The sequence below is a fragment of the Nocardia sp. NPDC049935 genome (genome assembly GCF_055586645.1).
In genome coordinates, this window is record NZ_JBVJHV010000003.1 from 24,233 (window position 1) to 40,635 (window position 16,403).

Sequence of the window (16,403 nt, forward strand, 5' to 3'; positions counted from 1 at the left end):
AGTTAACAACTCATTCGAGTTTTTACAACTCTTTATCGAGCTGTTAGCGAGAATCGAGGCAGCGCCCACCACCGCGACGGTTGGGACGTTTCACATACGACGGACGCCGGCAGCCCGGGAGACGTGCGATATCACGGGCTCGAATGTGACTACCCCACAATGCGCCCAACCGGACTTCGAGGCACTCCGCCGGGTGCCATAGTGCGGAGGTGAAGCGTCTGAGCGTATTTTCCGGGCCCCGGTGGCGCGGGCTCGCCGTCTGCGCGGCGTTGGCCATGACCTTGTCTGCCGGTCTCATGGCGACCGTCCATGCCGATCCCCCTCCCGCCACCCCGTACCCGGTGCCGAACCAGTTCTTGCTCGACGCGATGCGGGCATCGCTGCAGGGCGGAGCGGCGAGCCCGCCCGGCACGAACAACTGGTCGTGCCGGCCGACGCCGGAACATCCGGAGCCGGTGATTCTCGTGCACGGAATTCTGGCCAACCGCAACAACAACTGGCAGACCTACGGTCCCCTCCTCGCCAATGAGGGGTACTGCGTATTCAGTCTCACCTACGGGAGCCCCGGCGGCGATCCGGCCGGGTTCTTCGGAGGCCTGGGACCGCTGCGCAACGGCGCCGCGACGCTGGGGTCCTTCGTCGATCAGGTCCTGCAGACCACCGGCGCGGACAAGGTCGCGCTGGTTGGGCATTCCCTCGGCGCGACAATGCCGTACTGGTACATCAAACTCGGCGGCGGCGCCGAGAAGGTTTCGAAGATGGTCGGACTCGCGGGCGGCGTGCAGGGCATCCCGGGCAACGCCCTCACCAGCGGCTCGACCGAAATCCTCGGTGGTGATTCATTGCCCGGCTCGAGTTTCATCCGCGAACTCCACGCGGGGGGCATCGCTGTACCGGGTGTGGCCTATACCCAGATAGTCACCAGATACGACGAGATCCTGCCCTACACCGCGGGTCTGATACACGAACCCGGCGTCGCGAACTACGTGGTCCAGGACCTGTGCGCCCAGGACTTCGCCGACCATCTGTCCATCAATTCCGACCCCGTCACCGCCCGGCTGGTCCTCAACGCTCTCGATCCCGGACATCCGCAGCCCGTGCAGTGCAGCCTGGTCCTGCCCGCCGTCGGGGTTCCGCCGACCGGGTCCGGGGGCCGCTGAGACGGACCGGCCGGATACGGCCGCCGCGTACGACACGGTGATGCGCCGGGTCCCCGTCCCGATATCTCAGTACATACGTCAGCCCACCGGTGTCCTCCCCGAAGCAGTCGGCGAAATACTCCCGAGGCGACGTCCCCGGCTCGGCCTGCCCCCAATCCGGCGCCTTCCCGTCCCAGAACCGGCCGTCGTACATCGCCCCGGGATTCTCGATGACCTCCGGACCCGGAACCGGTGTCACCAGCCACTGCTCGAATGCCTCCCGCCTCATGGGAATACGAGCGGCAACGACAAACGTGTCCGACACAACCGGCTCCTCATCGACCTCGGCGACGCCCACCGTCCCGGGCTCACGCGCTGATCCTGAGGTCCCACCACCTGCCGCGACACTGCCGAGCCCCGATCCGGGACCGCTCGCCGGCAGTCGCGCTCGAATACGTACGCACGCTTCGATGTTCCGCCGATCTGCAACCTGTTCCGGTCTGGAATACTGTTGGCTCGGCGAGTCCGGTCCGCGCGTCGGGGAGCTCGTGAGATCAACCGAGCTGTAGCGAATGGGTCAGGGGGCGGGAACTTTCACGGTGTCGACTTTCACGGTGTCATCGAATACGACGTCCGATCCCCGCAACCCGCCTCGCTCCTTTCCCGGCCGGGCAACTGCCGACTCGCCACTCACGCGAAACGAACCGCTGTGTCCCCCACGGCGACTCATCGAAAGGCAGGTCCCACGATGACAACGACCGCGGAGCATTCCGCATCCTCGACCGGGCACCGAACCCGCGAGATCGATGCGGTCGTCGTCGGAGCCGGATTCGCCGGCCTCTACACGCTGCACAAGTTGCGCGCGCTCGGACTCTCGGTGCAGGTGTACGAGGCGGGCGAGGGGATCGGCGGCACGTGGTACTGGAACCGCTATCCGGGCGCCCGCGTCGATGTGAAGAGCATGTACTACAACTTCTCCTTCGACCCGGAGCTCGAACAGGAGTGGGAGTGGACCGAGAAGCTGCCGCCGCAGCCGGAGTTGCTCCGCTACATCAACCACGTCGCGGATCGTTTCGATCTGCGTAAGGACGTGCAGTTGCGGACCCGGGTCACCGCCGCGGTCTACGACGAGTCCGCCGCGCGGTGGCGGATCACGACCGATCAGGGCGAGGTCGTCTCGGCACGGTTCGCGATCATGGCGACGGGTTGCCTGTCGGCGCGGAAAATGGTGGAGGTCCCGGGTATAGAGACGTTCCGGGGCCGCAGCTTCCACACCGGCGACTGGCCCGAGCAGGACGTGGACTTCCGCGGCCGGCGGGTCGCGGTGATCGGCACCGGTTCCTCGGGGGTACAGGTCATTCCGCTCGTCGCCGAAACGGCCGGGCAGCTCACCGTGTTCCAGCGGACCCCGAACTATGTGCTGCCCGCCGGCAATCACACGATCGATCCCGAATTCCAGCGCGATATCAAATCGCGCTATCGCGAGGTGCGCAAGGCCAACCGGGAATCGTCGTTCGGCATCGCGCGACCCGAGGCCACCACGGGGGCGCTCGAGGTGAGCGAAGACGAGCGCAATGCCTTCTACCGCGGGGTATGGGAGGACAAGAACAGCGAGCTGGTCAGCATGCTGACCGGATTCACCGACACCCTCACCGACGAAGCCGCCAACGAGACCGCCGCCCAGTTCATCCGCGACCGCATCGCCGAGATCGTGACGGATCCGGAGGTCGCCCGGCTGCTTCAGCCCTCCGGCCTGTTCGGCGTGAAGCGCCCCGTCCTGGGCACGGATTACTACGCGACCTTCAATCGTCCCAATGTCCGGCTCGTGGATATCTCCGCGGCCCCGCTCACCGAGGTCACCGAGTCCGGGCTCCGGACGACGCGGGAGAGTTTCGAGTTCGACGACATCATCTACGCCACCGGCTACGACGCGATGACCGGGGCGCTGGACGCGGTCGATATTCGCGGCCGGGACGGTGCGTCACTGCGGGAGAAGTGGGCCGACGGGCCGGTCACCTACCTCGGGCTGGCCATATCGGGCTTTCCGAACCTCTTCACGATCACGGGCCCGGGGAGCCCGGCGGTGCTGTCGAACATGCTGGTGTCCATCGAGCAGCACGTCGACTGGGTGGCCGCCGCGATCGGCGTGATGCGGTCCGAGGGCCTCACGACGATGGAGGCCGAGGTGGACGCCGAGCGGGAATGGACCCGGCACGTCGGCGAAGCCGGCGATATGACGCTGTATCCGAAGGTGGACTCCTGGTACGTGGGGTCGAATGTGCCCGGCAAGCCGAGGGTGATGTACGCCTACATCGGCGGCGTCGGCGCGTTCCGCGAGAAATGCGACCAGGTCGCCGCCGACGACTACGAGGGTTTCACCCTGACGCGGTGACCAGGCGGTGGCGGGCGCCGCACGGCGCCCGCCACCGCGTGGGCCCCCGTTCAGATGAGGCGCATCGGCGGGCACGCCGGAAACTCGACCGGTAGCGCCGCCAACGCCCGATGGAACTGGCCCTGCCGCCACGGCATCTCCTGCGCGGGTATCCGCGGGCGGATATCCGGCAGGGCATCGAGTAGCAGGTCGATACCCTGCGAGGCGATGGTCCGGCCGAGGGTCTGGGCCGGGCAGCCGTGCGCACCGCCGCCCCAGGCGAGATGTGACCGGTTGCCCCGGCGATCACCGCCCGCGACGCTGGGATCGTTGTTGCACGCGGCCAAGCTGACGACCACCGGCTGATCGGCCGGCAGCCACACATCGCCGACGAGCTGCGGCTGCTTCGGGTAGCTCACGCACCAGTTCGCCAGCGGCGGATCCTCGAACAACACCGCGTCGATGGCGTCCCGGGTATCCATCGCGCCGCTGAGCACCTCGCCGCCGTACTGCTCGTCGGTCATCAACTGCAGTAGCGCGTTGAGAATGAGATTGCAGGTCGGTTCCGTACCCATCGAGAACAGCAGCGCGGCCTGATTCACCATCTCCATGGCGTCGAGCCCGTCCGGATGCTGCAACAGCTCGGAAGTGAGATCGTCGCCCGGATCGACCTTCTTCTGCTCGACCACTCCGATCAGGGCCTCGACGAAACGCTGCTGGCCCTCTTCGGCGCCGACTCCCTCCAGCATCGCGGCCATCCCGTGGTAGGCCTCGGCCGCGGCGTCTTCGGGGAAGCCCATCAGTTCGCTCAGGACCCGGAAGGTCAGCGGATACGCGTAGTCGGTTCGCAGGTCGGCGGTACCGCGCTCGCAGAAGGCGTTGATCAGCGCATCGGCGGCGCGGGCGACCGCGTCGTGCACCCTGTGCATATCGACGGTGTTCAATGCCGCGATGATGGTGCGCCGGTAGCGCTCGTGTTCCAGACCCGCGGTGCGCAGCGCGTTCTGGCGATAACCCAGCATCGGCAGCATCGGAGAGTCCGCGGGGGCGGTTTTCTCCCAGCGGCGTGGGTCGGCGGGGAAATGGGCTTCGTCGTTCAGGATCTGCATGGCCACCTGGTAGCCGAGCACGAGAGTCGCCGGGACACCCGGAGACAGCTCGATCGGGACCAGCGGCCCTTGACGTCGCAGCTCTGCGTACACGCGGTGCGGATCGGCCGCGAACTCGGGGGTATCCAGCCGAACCTGGGAGCCGACGGGTACCGGTGATATCCGCGCGGCCGGGGATTCCCGCAGCGGACCGGAATCGGTAGTGCTCACCGCGTGACTCCCCCGCACGGTACCGCGTTGTATCCCTTACGGCCCGCCGCCCGACGGCCAGGCATTCGTTGTGTGGGCATGGTGGCGGATACTACCGGCAGACGGGAATCGTTACAGTCCAAGGTTTTTGGCGAATATGACACCATAGACCGCTCGATCCGCCCTCTTGGGTCGGGGACAGGTGCGGGACCAGCGAAGACGGGCAGAGCGGGAAGCCGGCCGTCGTTGCACGCGGTCGGCCCGGGTGCCGCGAACGGTCGACCCCGCACAATCACCCGTATGGGAGAGCAAGGGGTAGAAGTCGTCGTCGCGCATCACACCTGCGCAACCGTGCGGGCGGGTGGGATCTTCCTGAAGATCGACACCGACCGGACGCGCGCCGATATCGAAGCCGACGCGATGACGAGGGCGCCGATCCCCACCCCGGAAGTTCTGTGGCGCAGACCGCCGGTACTCGCGCTCGCGGCCCTGCCCGGTACGGCACTCGGCCGCCTCGGCGAGCCGTCGGCCGCCTCGCCGGCAGCATGGGCGGCCGCGGGCGCAGCCGTGCGGAAGCTGCACGACGCGCCGCTGCCGCCACAGCCCGGCCGCGGTATCGACGAATTGGCATCGGAACTCGAGGCGGAATGCGCCTGGCTGGCGCGGAACAACGTCCTTCCCACCGGCGTGATCACACGCAACCGCCGAATAGCCGAGGCCGCGCTGCGTCCGTGGACCCCGGTTTTCACCCACGGCGATCTGCAGGTCGCCCATGTATTCGTCGACGGCGACGAGGTGACGGGGGTACTCGACTGGTCCGAAGCGGCCCGGGGTGACGCCCTCTACGACCTCGCCACCTTGACGATGGGACACCAGGAGCACCTCGACGACCTCGTGGCCGGCTACGGTGCCGCCGTCGACCTCGACGTGATCCGGGCCTGGTGGTCACTGCGATGCCTGCGGGGAGTTCGCCGGCAGTTCGAGCACGGCTTCGACCCGAACGCTCCGGGCTGCGAAGTCGACATCTTGAAAGCCCAGGCCGAACGAGGCTGAGCCGGAACGCTCCGGCAGCGGGTCGCGTTGGTTCGCGGCCCCGCTCAGCCGCCGAGGAAGTCCGCGATATCGGCGGCGATCCGTTCCGGGTGTTCGCCGTTGATCGCGTGCGAGGCACCGGGATAGACGCGCACCGTGCCGTGGCGCAGGTTCTCCTCGGCGGTCCGGGCGACGGCGCCGCTGTCGTGCATCGGTGAATCGCCGGCGATGATCGCCAGGACCGGTATCTCCAGGGCTCGCAGCTTTTCCGGCTCGATCCGGCCCGGTGGCGGCTGTTTCATCGTGTAGGTGGACATACCGGCTTCGATCATCCGGCCCACCGGTTCGTCCTCGACCGGTGCGCCGCCGGCGGTCCAGCTGTTGAAGCTGTCGCGCCACGCCTTCGGGAACCAGCTCACACTCGCCCCGAGCGAGCGCACGATCAATTCCGGGGAGAGGCCCGCGAAGGTCTGCACCGGCTCGACGAGGATCAGGCTCGCGATCTTGCCGGGGTCGTGGACGGCGAGGTTGGCCGCGGTCCAGCCGCCGATCGAGAGGCCGAACAGGTGGAATCCGGGTTCCGGTAGTGCGAGCAGGACTTCGTGCAGCCAGCGGGCCTGGTCGGCGTGGGTCTCGATCGGGCGGTCCTGCACACTAGCCCCGGGCTCACCCAGCAGGTCCAGCGCATACACCGGACGCTGGGCGAGCAGGCCCGGCATATTCGCGGCGAAAACGGGTGCGCCCGACCGTGTGCCGGGAAGCAGCAGGAACGGTTCCCGCTCGCCCGCCCCCTCCGAACCCGCGTATCTGTAGACCCGGACGATGCCGTAGCCGGTCCGCACGTCCAGAACACGCTCCGGTTCCGGCATCTCCCGCATGGCCTCGTCGTAGGCCCCCAGATAGCGGTCCTTGTCGTCGGCCGAATCGAAATGGCCCACGGGCGAGGTGTCTCTCAGGATGAGCCAGGCCAGGATCGCCGCGGCGACGAAGGCGGCGACCACCTGAAGCGCTCGACGGAAAGTGGTCAGCTCTGCTGCGCGACGAGTAGGCATTGGTCCAGGAAATCCTTCGTTTTCTGATACAGGACACGATCTTCCGGCGGCCAGCGGTTTTCGGACCGTTCCGTCGCGCGATACAGCGCACCGATCTCGGCAGGCTGATCCCGGAGCGCGTACTCGGTGGTCTCCTGCCATTCCCGGCCGAGCCGGCGACCCGAACGCGAATCGGCCGGCACCCCGTTCTCCACCAGCAGCAGCGCCTGGACCGCGTGCGCTTTCCAGTTGAAATAGGTAGTGATCACCCGCTCCACATCGATAGCGAGATCGGCGGGTGCCCGCGCGCCCGCGTTCTCCACGCCCGGGTGACGCAGCAGCGTGCGGTCGAGGCTCATGGTGGCGGCGACGACACCTTCCGGTACCCGGGCGTCCGGGTGTTCTCGCAGGACCTGCGTCACCGCGGCCAGCACGATCCGCTGACACCGCAACCGCAGCTCCGCGATCTCGAGCAACCGGACCTGTTCGCTGTAGGTCTCGACCAGGGGCAGACCGGCCTGGCGGTCGAGCGCCGCGCCGACCTCCTCGAGCCGCAGTCCCGCGCTGGTCAGCAACTGGATCCGGCGGAGCCGGTCCAGCTTTTCCGGGCCGTAACGCCGGCGTCCGCTCTCGTCGCGTTCCGCGACCAGCAGCCCGATCCGGTCGTAGTACTGCAGGGTCCGCACCGTGGTCTCGCAGCGCCGCGCGGCTTCCCCCACGGCGATCCATTCCACTGCGTCACGACCAGGCATGACAGCGAGCCTGGCATATGACGCAACGTCACCCGCAAGACCGGCCGCCGCCTCCGCGCGCCCTCAGAGCAGCAGTGCGTACAGGGTGGCGGGCGGGTCGGTCGGGGTCGTCATTTCTCCTTCCGGCGGGTGTAGCGCATCCGATCGGGCCAGCTCACCTGTTCCGGCAGCATCCATCCGCGCCACCGCGCGAGCAGGCACAATCCCGCGCCGACCAGTGTCGCCGCGATCGAGCCCGCGGTAACGTGTCCCGAATACCAGATCACCACCAGCGTCGCGCTCGCCAGCAGCGCGGAGGTCGCGTACAGCGTGTTACCCCCGAAGATCGCCGGTACCCGCCCGACCGCGAGATCGCGCACCGCACCGCCGCCGACCGCGGTCACACACCCCAGCAGCAGGGCCGGCAACCACCCCAGCCCGACCTCCAGCGTCTTCTGCGCACCCACCGCCGCCCACGTCCCCAACGCCAGGGCGTCCACCCACGGGAACAGCACGTCCCACAGCCGCCCTTCGAACTCGACGACGAAGGCCACCACCGCTCCGGCCAGCGCGGTCAGTAGATAGGTGTAGTCGGTGAGCGCGATCGGGGTGCCGCGCTGCAGCAGGGTGTCGCGAATGATGCCGCCGCCCAGACCGGACGCGGTGGCCAGTACCGCGAACCCGATGAGATCGAAACGGTGCGACCGCGCCACCGCACCGCCGAGCATCGCGTTCGCGAATACGCCGGTCAGATCCAGCCCGCGCAGTAATTCGGGAACGGTATCCAGTGCCGCCATCGATACGTTCCTTCCGGGAGCCGTTATCGGCACCGTACCCACAGAAGGCCGAGCACCCACCCCCGGCGGTACCGGGGTGTGTCGGGCCACCGGAGCGCCGGCGAGCTCCCGGTGTCGCGCCCGCCCCGGAGTCCGGACCCGGCCGCGCCGAGGGTCACCAGCGGGCGCTGCGGACCGTGACGGCCATACGGCGAAGCCTGCCTCGTATCCGGCCGTCGGTATCGGGTGTCAGGGTGAGACCGGACGCGGCGGCGATGTGGTCGGCCACCGCGGGAACCGGCGTCGTATCGGTCCAGATATGTTCGGCGAATTCGGGTTTGCCCAGTTGTTCGAGGCAGAAGTCCAGTTTGTCCACCGCGAACTGTTCGGCACGTAGCAGCAGATCGCCCTGACCGACCGCGCGCAGAACCGGCGCGAAGCCGAGCCCGCGATCACGAAGGCGATCCAGCACTGTCTCCCGGCGGGCCAGCAGTGCGAAATGGCGCACGTCGTGGCCGGATTCGCGCAGCCGCCCGACCGTCTCGTCGAAATACCGGGGCTCGGCCACGGTCATCGGGGCGATCACCACACCGTCGTGCTCGCGCAGCACATGGTCCAGTACCTCGAATACGCCCTGCCGCCAGGCCGGATAGTCCTGGAAGTCGGTCCGGAGTTTCGCGGGCGTCATCCGCTGCAGCCCGAACCCCACCAGCTCCGGGTCGCAGACGACACTGCCGGGCAGCCGGCGGTGCAACTCGAACGCGGTCTGTGTCTTACCCCCGCCGAAGGGACCGTTGATCCAGAGCAGCATGGCCGCAACCCTATCCACACGTGGGTCGCGGCCGTGCTCGGCTACCCGGCAGGTCGCGCGGCGCCGCCCGCGGAAAGTGTTATCCCCGTGCGTTGTTCGCGGCCGTGATGAACTCGATCTGAGCCGGTGACGGTCCGCAGAACTCGCTCTCGATCCGGTCGGATTCCACGGCCTGCATACGGTAGAGACTGTCACGCAGGCCCGGGTCGCCCCCGTGGAATCCCTCCAGGAGCGTCATCCACTGCGCCGCCATGCGCTGCGCCTCGGGTGAGGTCGGGTCCATTCCCGCCGCGATCGCCGCGTCGACCTCGGGGATCAGCACACCCCAATCGGCTTCGACCTGCCGGATCCGCTGTTCACCGAGTTCCTCCCGACGCTGCGCGAGCTGCGTCAGCTGGCCCTCGGTGAAGTACTCCTTGAATGTGTCGTCGACCATGACGGTCCTCCTGATCAGTTCCAGGAAGCGATCCGCGGATGTCTCCGGCCTGCTTTCCGCCGTGGCGGCCAGTGCCGCGACCAGGGCATGGAGTTCCCGGGCCGCGGTCAATTGCGCGGCCAGGAAGTCGCGGTGGGCGGACAGCACCTGTCCCATCGCGACCGTGCCCGCGAGCAGGTCGGCGATCCGGTCCAGGCCCAGACCCAGCTGACGCAGGGCCAGCACCTGGTACAGACGCTCGACATCGCCGGCGGTGTAGAGCCGGTGGCCGGTGCCGGTGCGCCCGGCCGGGCACACCAGCCCGATCCGGTCGTAATGATGCAGCGTCCGCACCGTCAGCCCGGCTTCGGCCGCGAGTTCACCGACCTTCCACACCCGCTCGGTTCCGTGCTGGTCCACCCGTGTCATCTCACTTCCACCGGCGCACCGTGCGCCGGTGATATCGACGTTATGACCTCACGTTACGTCAGGTTCAAGCCCGAAACCGGCGCGTGCGGTGCGGTCAGGGAACGAAGACCTCGGCGGTTGCCGGAATACTCGGACGGTCGGTGCGAAGCGTGAGCGCGACCCGCCCCGGACCCGAATCCACGTGCAGGAAGAAAGGCCGGGTGCTGTTGTTGCCGGCGGGGATGAAGTGGGTGACCGAGCCGCTGCGTCCGGTGTCGAGGTTGCGCCAGTCGACGATCGCCGTGACATCGCAGGCCAGCAGGGTCGGCGCCCAGGTGCCCAGCGGGGAGAAGCCCTGCGTGACCCGCAGCTCTATGGAATGCGCGGTCCCCGGAAAGGCGTGGTACTGCCCCAGGGGGCCGTCGTAGGCGACGCCGGCGGCAGTCAGCATGCCGACACAGATACCGTTGCCCACCGTCCAGGCCGGAGCCGTCCGGACTTCGTTCATGGCGCAGGTTCGAGGGCCGACATTCGATACCCCGAGCTGGCAGGGATCGGCGGCGCCGGCGGCACCCGGTGCCGCCACGGCCATCGCCGCCCCGACGAGTCCGGTCGCTGCTGTGGTGGCCAATTTCCGTGCGATCGTCATGCCCGGAAGATCGCGCATCGTCTGGCATCTATTACATTTCGCGGTGTCTCGGAATCCCGGACCGGTCCGCGTCAGCGGAGGTGTCGCAGCCGCCGGGCCAACTGGTCGCTCCACTCGACCGACTCCTTTCGCCGCGCGATGCGGGCCGCGAATTCCGGGGCCACCCCACCGAATCTGGCCATGATGCGAACGGGCAGCTCCGCAGCAAGAACCTCGCCCAGGTTCTTCTCGATGGCGCGGATAACGCGGGCCGCCACGAATTCACACGACGTCCCCTTCGTGCCCGGAGTGGACGGAAGACCCGCATCGACGAGGAACCCGGCACTCGTCATCGTTCCGGGGAAGACCACGGACGCGCTCACCCCCGATCCGTGCAGGTCCTGGCGCAGTGATCCGGCGAACCCACGAAGGCCCGCCTTGGTGGCCGAGTAGATGGGGACCCGCGCAGTGGGCAACGCACCGGCGATCGACGATATGTAGACGAGATGGCCGCGCCCGCGACGCAGCATGCCGGGCAGCAGTTGCTGTGTCATGAGCATGGGCACTCGCAGATTGACATCGAGGGCCCGGTCCAGCTGTTCCGGTGTGAAGTCATCGAGCTTCCCGGTGGCGGGCAACGCCGCATTCGCGACCAGGATATCCGCATCGGCCGAGCGTGCGGTGAGCTCGGCGACGTCAGCGGGGTTCGCCAGATCGCACACGACGGCCTCGGCGCCGATCAACTGCGACGCCAGCACATGGAGGGCATCCTCCCGCCGGCAGGTGAGGATCAGGCGAGCGCCGCGGGCGTGCAGCATCCGGGCGATCGCACTGCCCAGGCCGCCGGCAGCGCCGGTAACCACCGCCTCCGCAGCTTCGATCCGCACCGCCGCCTCCGGTTCCGGGCCACGATTTACCCGGCGTCCGGCCTCCGGGCCGGCGCCGAGCAGGAATCGAGCCTGCTGTTCCCGCTGGTTACGCCGTAGAATTATGGTATCGAACCGCGCATCGGACCGGCCACCTGGAAGGCAGGTACACCAATGACGCATCATCAGGATCCCCTTGCCGCCGGCATGCACACCGCACACACCTGGCTGCGGGCCGTCGCCGACGATCTGGGCACCGAAGATCTCACTTTCGCCCTGCGTGCGCTGCGCGCGTGGATGCACACCGTCCGCGACCGGATCGGCGTGGCCAACTCCGCACACCTCACCGCCCAGCTACCCGATTTCCTGCGCGGGATCTGGTACGAGGGGTGGGTACCGAGCCGGGTACCGGGACATCACGGCGTCGCGGAGTTCGTCGACGAGTTCGCCGAGCGTGCCGGAATCGCGGCGGGCGATGTCTCGTTCACCGCCGGGAGCGTCACCTGCGCGCTCGACCGGATGATGTCACCCGGCCAGATGACTCATATCTTCGCGTTGTTCCCGGATCGCCTGAGCAGTGTGCTGCGCGGAGAGCGGACGATGGCCGAAACCTGACCGCGCCGCTCCGCGAGAGCCCTCGGCCGTCACCCACCGGTCCGCAGCGCCGGAAGCACCTCCCGGGCCACCCGCTCGAACTCGTCACGGTGCTCGTCCTCCGGCCAATCGAGGACGAAATCGGTGATCCCGACAGCGCCGAAACGCTCGAAGACCTCTTCGTAGCTGTGCCGTCCCCAGCGCGGGTCCCAGGGCCCGAAGATCGTATAGGACCGGCGGATCGTTGCCGGATCCCGATCCGCGGCCACAGCGAGCCGGTCGATCGTGCGGGTCTGTTCGGCGGTCGCTCGCAGCGTCTGCACATCCGACGCACCGGGCGGGCCGTGGGTATTCCAGCCGTCGGCGAGTTCCGCGGCCACACGCAGCACCGTCGGCGACTGGCCGCCGACGGTGATGGGCAGCCGCGGTGACTGCCACGATCCAGGAGCGGTCGCGACATCTTGCACCCACAGCTGCGCACCGGTGAAGCTGAATGTCTTCTCCCGGGCGCGCAGCAGCCCATCGACGATTGCGACATAGTCGGCGAAACGCCGCATTCGTTCCTTCGGAGTCCAGCTCCTCTCACCGACACTGTGGTGATCCCACGCGAACAGTCCGGCCCCGATACCCAGCTCGAAACGGCCCGCCGACGCGTGATCGATGGTCAGGGCGTGCCGGGCCAATTGTGACGGTGACCGCAGGATCTGGTTGGCGACCATCGTGCCCAGCCCGATACGCCCGGTATCGAGGGCGGCTGTGGCGAGCACGGCCCAGCTGTCGTACCAGGGATGGCCCCGATCACGAAGAGCACCGCTGTGATCCGGCAGGAAGATCTGGTCGAAACCCAGTTCCTCCAGCCAGGCCACTCGCTCCCGCAGTACCGGGAAAGGCTGATCGGGATACAGCATGACCCCGAATCGCGACCGTCCGGCCGTCACTGGGCGGTCCATCCACCGTCCATCACGAGCACCGAGCCCGTGAAGAAAGCCGCTCCGTCCGTGGCGAGATAGGCGACCGTGGACGCCGCCTCCTCCGCCGTCCCGATACGTCCCAGCGGATGCAGCGATCGAAACATCGCGGCCGCGGCCGGGTCCCCGCCCACCGAGGAGCGGTACATCGGAGTGTCGACCGAGGCGAACGCGACGGCGTTGACCCGGATGTTCTCCTGCGCGTACTCCAGGGCCGCGGCCTTGGTCAGACCGATGACACCGTGTTTGCCGGCCACATAGGCGCTGATCCCGGCCCCGAAACCCACCATTCCCAGCTGCGAGGCATTATTCACGATGACGCCGCCGCCGCGCCGCTGCATGGCCGGGATCTCATGCCGCATCGACAGGAAGGTACCGGTCAGGATGCTGTTGAGATCGGCGCTCCATTGCTGCGGACTCTGGTCGGCGAGGCGGCCCGCCGATCCGAGCGCGCCCGCGTTGTTGAAGGCGATATCCAGACCGCCGAACTGTTCCTCGGCGGTGCCTACGGCGTATTCGAGGTCGCCGTCGACGGTGACGTCGGTGGCCACGCAGATCGCCTTACCTCCGCCCTCCTCGATGTCGTGCGCGACCCGTTCCAGCTCGGGCATACGGCGGGCCGCGAGTACGACGCTCGCGCCGCGAGCGGCCAGCACTTTCGCGGCGGCCTCACCGATACCCGAACTGGCGCCGCTGACCAACGCGACCTTGCCCTGCAGTGTCTCCTCGGTCACCTGTGTCCCTTCCGTGGTGTGCGCTCGATCGGCGCGCCCACCAACGATCCGTATTCGGCCCATGACCCGTCGTAGTTCTTGATCCCTCTGTGCCCCAGCAGTTCTCGCAGAACGAACCAGGTGTGCGCGGAGCGGGCGCCCACCCAGCAATAGGTGATGGCACCGGCCCGGAGGTCCAGTCCCGCATACATCTCGGTGAGATCGTCGTCGGTCTTGAACGTGTCGTCGGGATTGACCACCGTGTCCCACGGGAGGTTGACCGCCCCCGGCACATGCCCGGCTCGCTGCGCGACCTCGTGCGGATCACTTCCCGGCGCGAACGCGGGTCCGGCGAAGGCGGGGGCGAACGTCGCGCCCTGATACTCCTCTGGTGTCCGGACGTCCAGGATGGTGACTGCGCCGATACCGGCCAGCACATCGTCACGGGTGGCCCGCACTGCCGGGTTCGGGTTCTGTACCCGATATTCGGCCCGAGGCCGGGCACGGACCGCATCGGTCAGCACGCGGTTCTCCAGCTCCCATTTGCGGCGGCCACCGTCGAGCAACCGCACCGACCGATGTCCGTAGAGGGTGAAGTACCAGTACGCCAGCGCGGCCAGCAGATTGGACGACACCGAATACAGGACAACGGTGTCCTCGTGGCCGATGCCCTTGGCGGACAGCAACTGTCCGAATTCCGCGGGCCCTATCACCCCGAGCGTCAACTCGTCCTGGAACTCCTCCCATCCGATCCACACCGTGCCCGGCACGTGGCCTTTCCGGTAGCCCGTCGGGTCGTTTCCGGTCTCGACGAATACGACACCCGGGGAGTCGAGATGCTCCTCAGCCCATCTGCCGCTGACCAACGCTGTTGCTCGCGTCATGTTCTTCCACCCTTTCCGGATTCGGGACGAGCACCTTGCCGGTCGCCCTCCGGTCCCGGTACCACGCGGTACAGCTCAGGGCGATACCGGCGACCGTGACGGCCGCCGCGACCAGATACACCGATCGAAGGCCGCTGCTGTCGATGACCCGGCCACCCAGCCACCCGGCGAAGGCGGCCGCCAACTGATAGGCCGACGCGTTGACCGCCATGGCGAGCGTGGGCGCCGCCGCGGCGGTGCTCAACACCCGTGCCTGCATGCCGGGGATCACCGAGAATCCCAGCGCACCGAGAACGAACACCATCACACCGATCACTACGACGCTTCCGCTCACCAGCCACATGAACGCGAGCGCGGCGGCCAGCACGACGAGCAACCCGACCTGAGAGGGCATCAGCGCGCGGTCCGAGAGCCGTCCGCCGACGAGGTTGCCGACGGTGGCCCCGACGCCGTACACCAGGAGCCAGGCGGCGACCGAACCGCTGGAGAACCCGCTGATATCGGTCAGCAGCGGCGCGAAGAAGGTGAACACCATCAGCACACCCGCATTGGCGATCGCGGTGACGGCGATCGCCAATTGCACATCACGGCTGCGGAATACCCGCAGTTCGGCCAGCGCGGACCCACCTCCGCTCGCGACCGCGGGGACCAGGCGCAGAACCAGCAACATGCCGAGTACCAGCACCGCACCGATGACCGCGAATGTGGCGCGCCACCCGAAATGCGAACCGATGAAGGTACCGAGCGGCGCACCGAGGATCATCGCCAGATTCATGCCGAACACCAGTTTCGACACGGTGGACGCCTGTTTACCTTCCGGCGCCGTCGACACCGCGGTAACGATCGCGTTGGCGAAGAACGTCGAGGTCACCAACGCGGTGATGACCCGTGCCGCGAACAGCGCCGCGTAGGCGGGGGCCAGCGCCGAGGCGATATTGCCGAGGATGGCGATCACCAGCAGCGTCACCATCAGCGGCTTACGCGGAAACCGGGTGGTGAGCGCGGTGAGGGTGGGCCCGCCCACAATCATCCCGAGGGCGTAGGCCGTGACCAGCAGGCCGGCCGCCGGGATCGAGACCCCCAGATCGGTGGCGACATCCGGGAGAATTCCGGCTATCACGAACTCGCCGGTGGTGATGCCGAAAACGCACAGGACGAGAGAAGCGAGACTCAGAGGCATGGCTCTCTTTCGGTCGAAGGAAGAAACCCGCATCTACGGAGTCGGCGCGGGGCCCGCGTAGCTGTATCCGTAGGTGGTACCGAGCGAAATGATGTGGTCGAGATCAGCGCTGATCTCCTCGGTCGGCAGGGTCAGGGTCCGAGCCGGTGGGATCTCCGCCTCGAGGAAGAGGTCGAACTGGGGTTTGTTGCCCGGATCGGGTGTCGAATGGATCGTGAGGAACCGGACGTCCTCCGATACCGCGACGAAGCCGTGCGGAACCATCCGTGGAATCACCATCGTGGTACCGCCCTCGGCCAGCTGTTCCTTTCCGTCGCACACCATCCGCAACGCCCCGTCGAGTACCAGGAACACCTCGTCCTCGATGTGGTGGTAGTGCAACGGGGTGTTGTAACCGAGCTTTCCGGTGTGCTGTACCACCGTGAACGAATCCTTGGTCGCCCGGCCGGGCACTCTCACCTGCGCCAGGCCCCCGAGTAGCCATACCGCCGACTGCTCCGATTCCGGAATCAGCACGCCCTTTTCGTCGATCTCGATATCCAGATCGGTCATGTCACT

17 protein-coding genes are annotated in these 16,403 nt (G+C 67.5%); 4 read left to right on the forward strand and 13 right to left on the reverse strand.

The window, feature by feature from the left end; translation table 11 throughout:
- Nucleotides 1–275: 275 nt before the first annotated feature.
- Both ACZ6SF_RS12990 and ACZ6SF_RS12995 read left to right on the forward strand, forming a co-directional pair.
- The gene (locus ACZ6SF_RS12990; RefSeq protein WP_466062304.1) at nt 276–1,160 is read left to right on the forward strand and encodes an esterase/lipase family protein; all 885 of its coding nucleotides are present in this window, start codon (nt 276–278) and stop codon (nt 1,158–1,160) included.
- A gap of 727 nt (nt 1,161–1,887) precedes the next feature.
- A complete protein-coding gene (locus ACZ6SF_RS12995) occupies nt 1,888–3,531 on the forward strand; it encodes a flavin-containing monooxygenase (protein WP_466062305.1) in 1,644 nt (547 codons plus the stop codon).
- 50 nt (nt 3,532–3,581) lie between these two features.
- Here ACZ6SF_RS12995 and ACZ6SF_RS13000 read toward each other — a convergent pair whose 3' ends face one another.
- Nucleotides 3,582–4,829, reverse strand: a complete 1,248-nt coding sequence (locus ACZ6SF_RS13000) for a cytochrome P450 family protein (protein WP_466062306.1) — start codon at nt 4,827–4,829, stop codon at nt 3,582–3,584.
- Nucleotides 4,830–5,108: 279 nt separating this feature from the next.
- On the opposite strand from ACZ6SF_RS13000, the gene ACZ6SF_RS13005 reads away from it, so the two are divergent.
- Nucleotides 5,109–5,861: a phosphotransferase family protein gene (locus ACZ6SF_RS13005; protein WP_466062307.1), complete on the forward strand. Its 753-nt coding sequence runs from the start codon at nt 5,109–5,111 to the stop codon at nt 5,859–5,861.
- Between the two features lie 44 nt (nt 5,862–5,905).
- Here the strand turns inward: ACZ6SF_RS13005 and ACZ6SF_RS13010 are convergent, their stop codons facing one another.
- The 7 genes from ACZ6SF_RS13010 to ACZ6SF_RS13040 all read right to left on the reverse strand — a co-directional run bounded on the left by ACZ6SF_RS13010 (nt 5,906) and on the right by ACZ6SF_RS13040 (nt 11,719).
- A complete protein-coding gene (locus ACZ6SF_RS13010) occupies nt 5,906–6,892 on the reverse strand; it encodes an alpha/beta fold hydrolase (protein WP_466062308.1) in 987 nt (328 codons plus the stop codon).
- A complete protein-coding gene (locus ACZ6SF_RS13015) occupies nt 6,865–7,623 on the reverse strand; it encodes a MerR family transcriptional regulator (RefSeq protein ID WP_466062309.1) in 759 nt (252 codons plus the stop codon). The genes ACZ6SF_RS13010 and ACZ6SF_RS13015 overlap by 28 nt, the downstream gene beginning before the upstream one ends.
- Nucleotides 7,624–7,733: 110 nt before the next feature.
- Nucleotides 7,734–8,399, reverse strand: coding sequence for a trimeric intracellular cation channel family protein (locus ACZ6SF_RS13020; protein ID WP_466062310.1), 666 nt, complete (start codon nt 8,397–8,399; stop codon nt 7,734–7,736).
- A gap of 154 nt (nt 8,400–8,553) precedes the next feature.
- Complete coding sequence (locus tag ACZ6SF_RS13025) at nt 8,554–9,189, reverse strand: AAA family ATPase (protein ID WP_466062311.1); 636 nt, start codon at nt 9,187–9,189, stop codon at nt 8,554–8,556.
- A gap of 79 nt (nt 9,190–9,268) precedes the next feature.
- Nucleotides 9,269–10,033: a MerR family transcriptional regulator gene (locus tag ACZ6SF_RS13030; RefSeq protein ID WP_466062312.1), complete on the reverse strand. Its 765-nt coding sequence runs from the start codon at nt 10,031–10,033 to the stop codon at nt 9,269–9,271.
- Between the two features lie 94 nt (nt 10,034–10,127).
- Complete coding sequence (locus ACZ6SF_RS13035; protein ID WP_466062313.1) at nt 10,128–10,661, reverse strand: hypothetical protein; 534 nt, start codon at nt 10,659–10,661, stop codon at nt 10,128–10,130.
- A 71-nt stretch (nt 10,662–10,732) separates the two neighbouring features.
- The gene (locus ACZ6SF_RS13040) at nt 10,733–11,719 is read right to left on the reverse strand and encodes an SDR family NAD(P)-dependent oxidoreductase (RefSeq protein WP_466062314.1); all 987 of its coding nucleotides are present in this window, start codon (nt 11,717–11,719) and stop codon (nt 10,733–10,735) included.
- Here ACZ6SF_RS13040 and ACZ6SF_RS13045 point away from each other — a divergent pair.
- Nucleotides 11,714–12,121, forward strand: coding sequence for a DUF2267 domain-containing protein (locus ACZ6SF_RS13045; protein WP_466062315.1), 408 nt, complete (start codon nt 11,714–11,716; stop codon nt 12,119–12,121). The two genes, ACZ6SF_RS13040 and ACZ6SF_RS13045, sit on opposite strands and share 6 nt — an antisense overlap.
- Nucleotides 12,122–12,150: 29 nt before the next feature.
- Here the strand turns inward: ACZ6SF_RS13045 and ACZ6SF_RS13050 are convergent, their stop codons facing one another.
- Genes ACZ6SF_RS13050 through ACZ6SF_RS13070 form a run of 5 tightly spaced genes read right to left on the reverse strand, consistent with a single transcriptional unit; the run spans nt 12,151 to nt 16,397 of the window.
- Entirely contained in the window at nt 12,151–13,050 is a 900-nt protein-coding gene (locus tag ACZ6SF_RS13050) for an LLM class flavin-dependent oxidoreductase (RefSeq protein WP_466062316.1), read from the reverse strand.
- Nucleotides 13,035–13,802, reverse strand: a complete 768-nt coding sequence (locus ACZ6SF_RS13055; RefSeq protein ID WP_466062317.1) for an SDR family oxidoreductase — start codon at nt 13,800–13,802, stop codon at nt 13,035–13,037. Before ACZ6SF_RS13055 ends, ACZ6SF_RS13050 begins: the two co-directional genes overlap by 16 nt.
- Complete coding sequence (locus ACZ6SF_RS13060; RefSeq protein WP_466062318.1) at nt 13,799–14,665, reverse strand: sulfurtransferase; 867 nt, start codon at nt 14,663–14,665, stop codon at nt 13,799–13,801. Before ACZ6SF_RS13060 ends, ACZ6SF_RS13055 begins: the two co-directional genes overlap by 4 nt.
- Entirely contained in the window at nt 14,625–15,845 is a 1,221-nt protein-coding gene (locus tag ACZ6SF_RS13065) for an MFS transporter (RefSeq protein ID WP_466062319.1), read from the reverse strand. Before ACZ6SF_RS13065 ends, ACZ6SF_RS13060 begins: the two co-directional genes overlap by 41 nt.
- Before the next feature lie 33 nt (nt 15,846–15,878).
- Nucleotides 15,879–16,397 carry a cupin domain-containing protein gene (locus ACZ6SF_RS13070; RefSeq protein ID WP_466062320.1) on the reverse strand — a complete coding sequence of 173 codons (519 nt, stop codon included), beginning with the start codon at nt 16,395–16,397 and terminating at the stop codon, nt 15,879–15,881.
- Between the last annotated feature and the right edge of the window lie 6 nt (nt 16,398–16,403).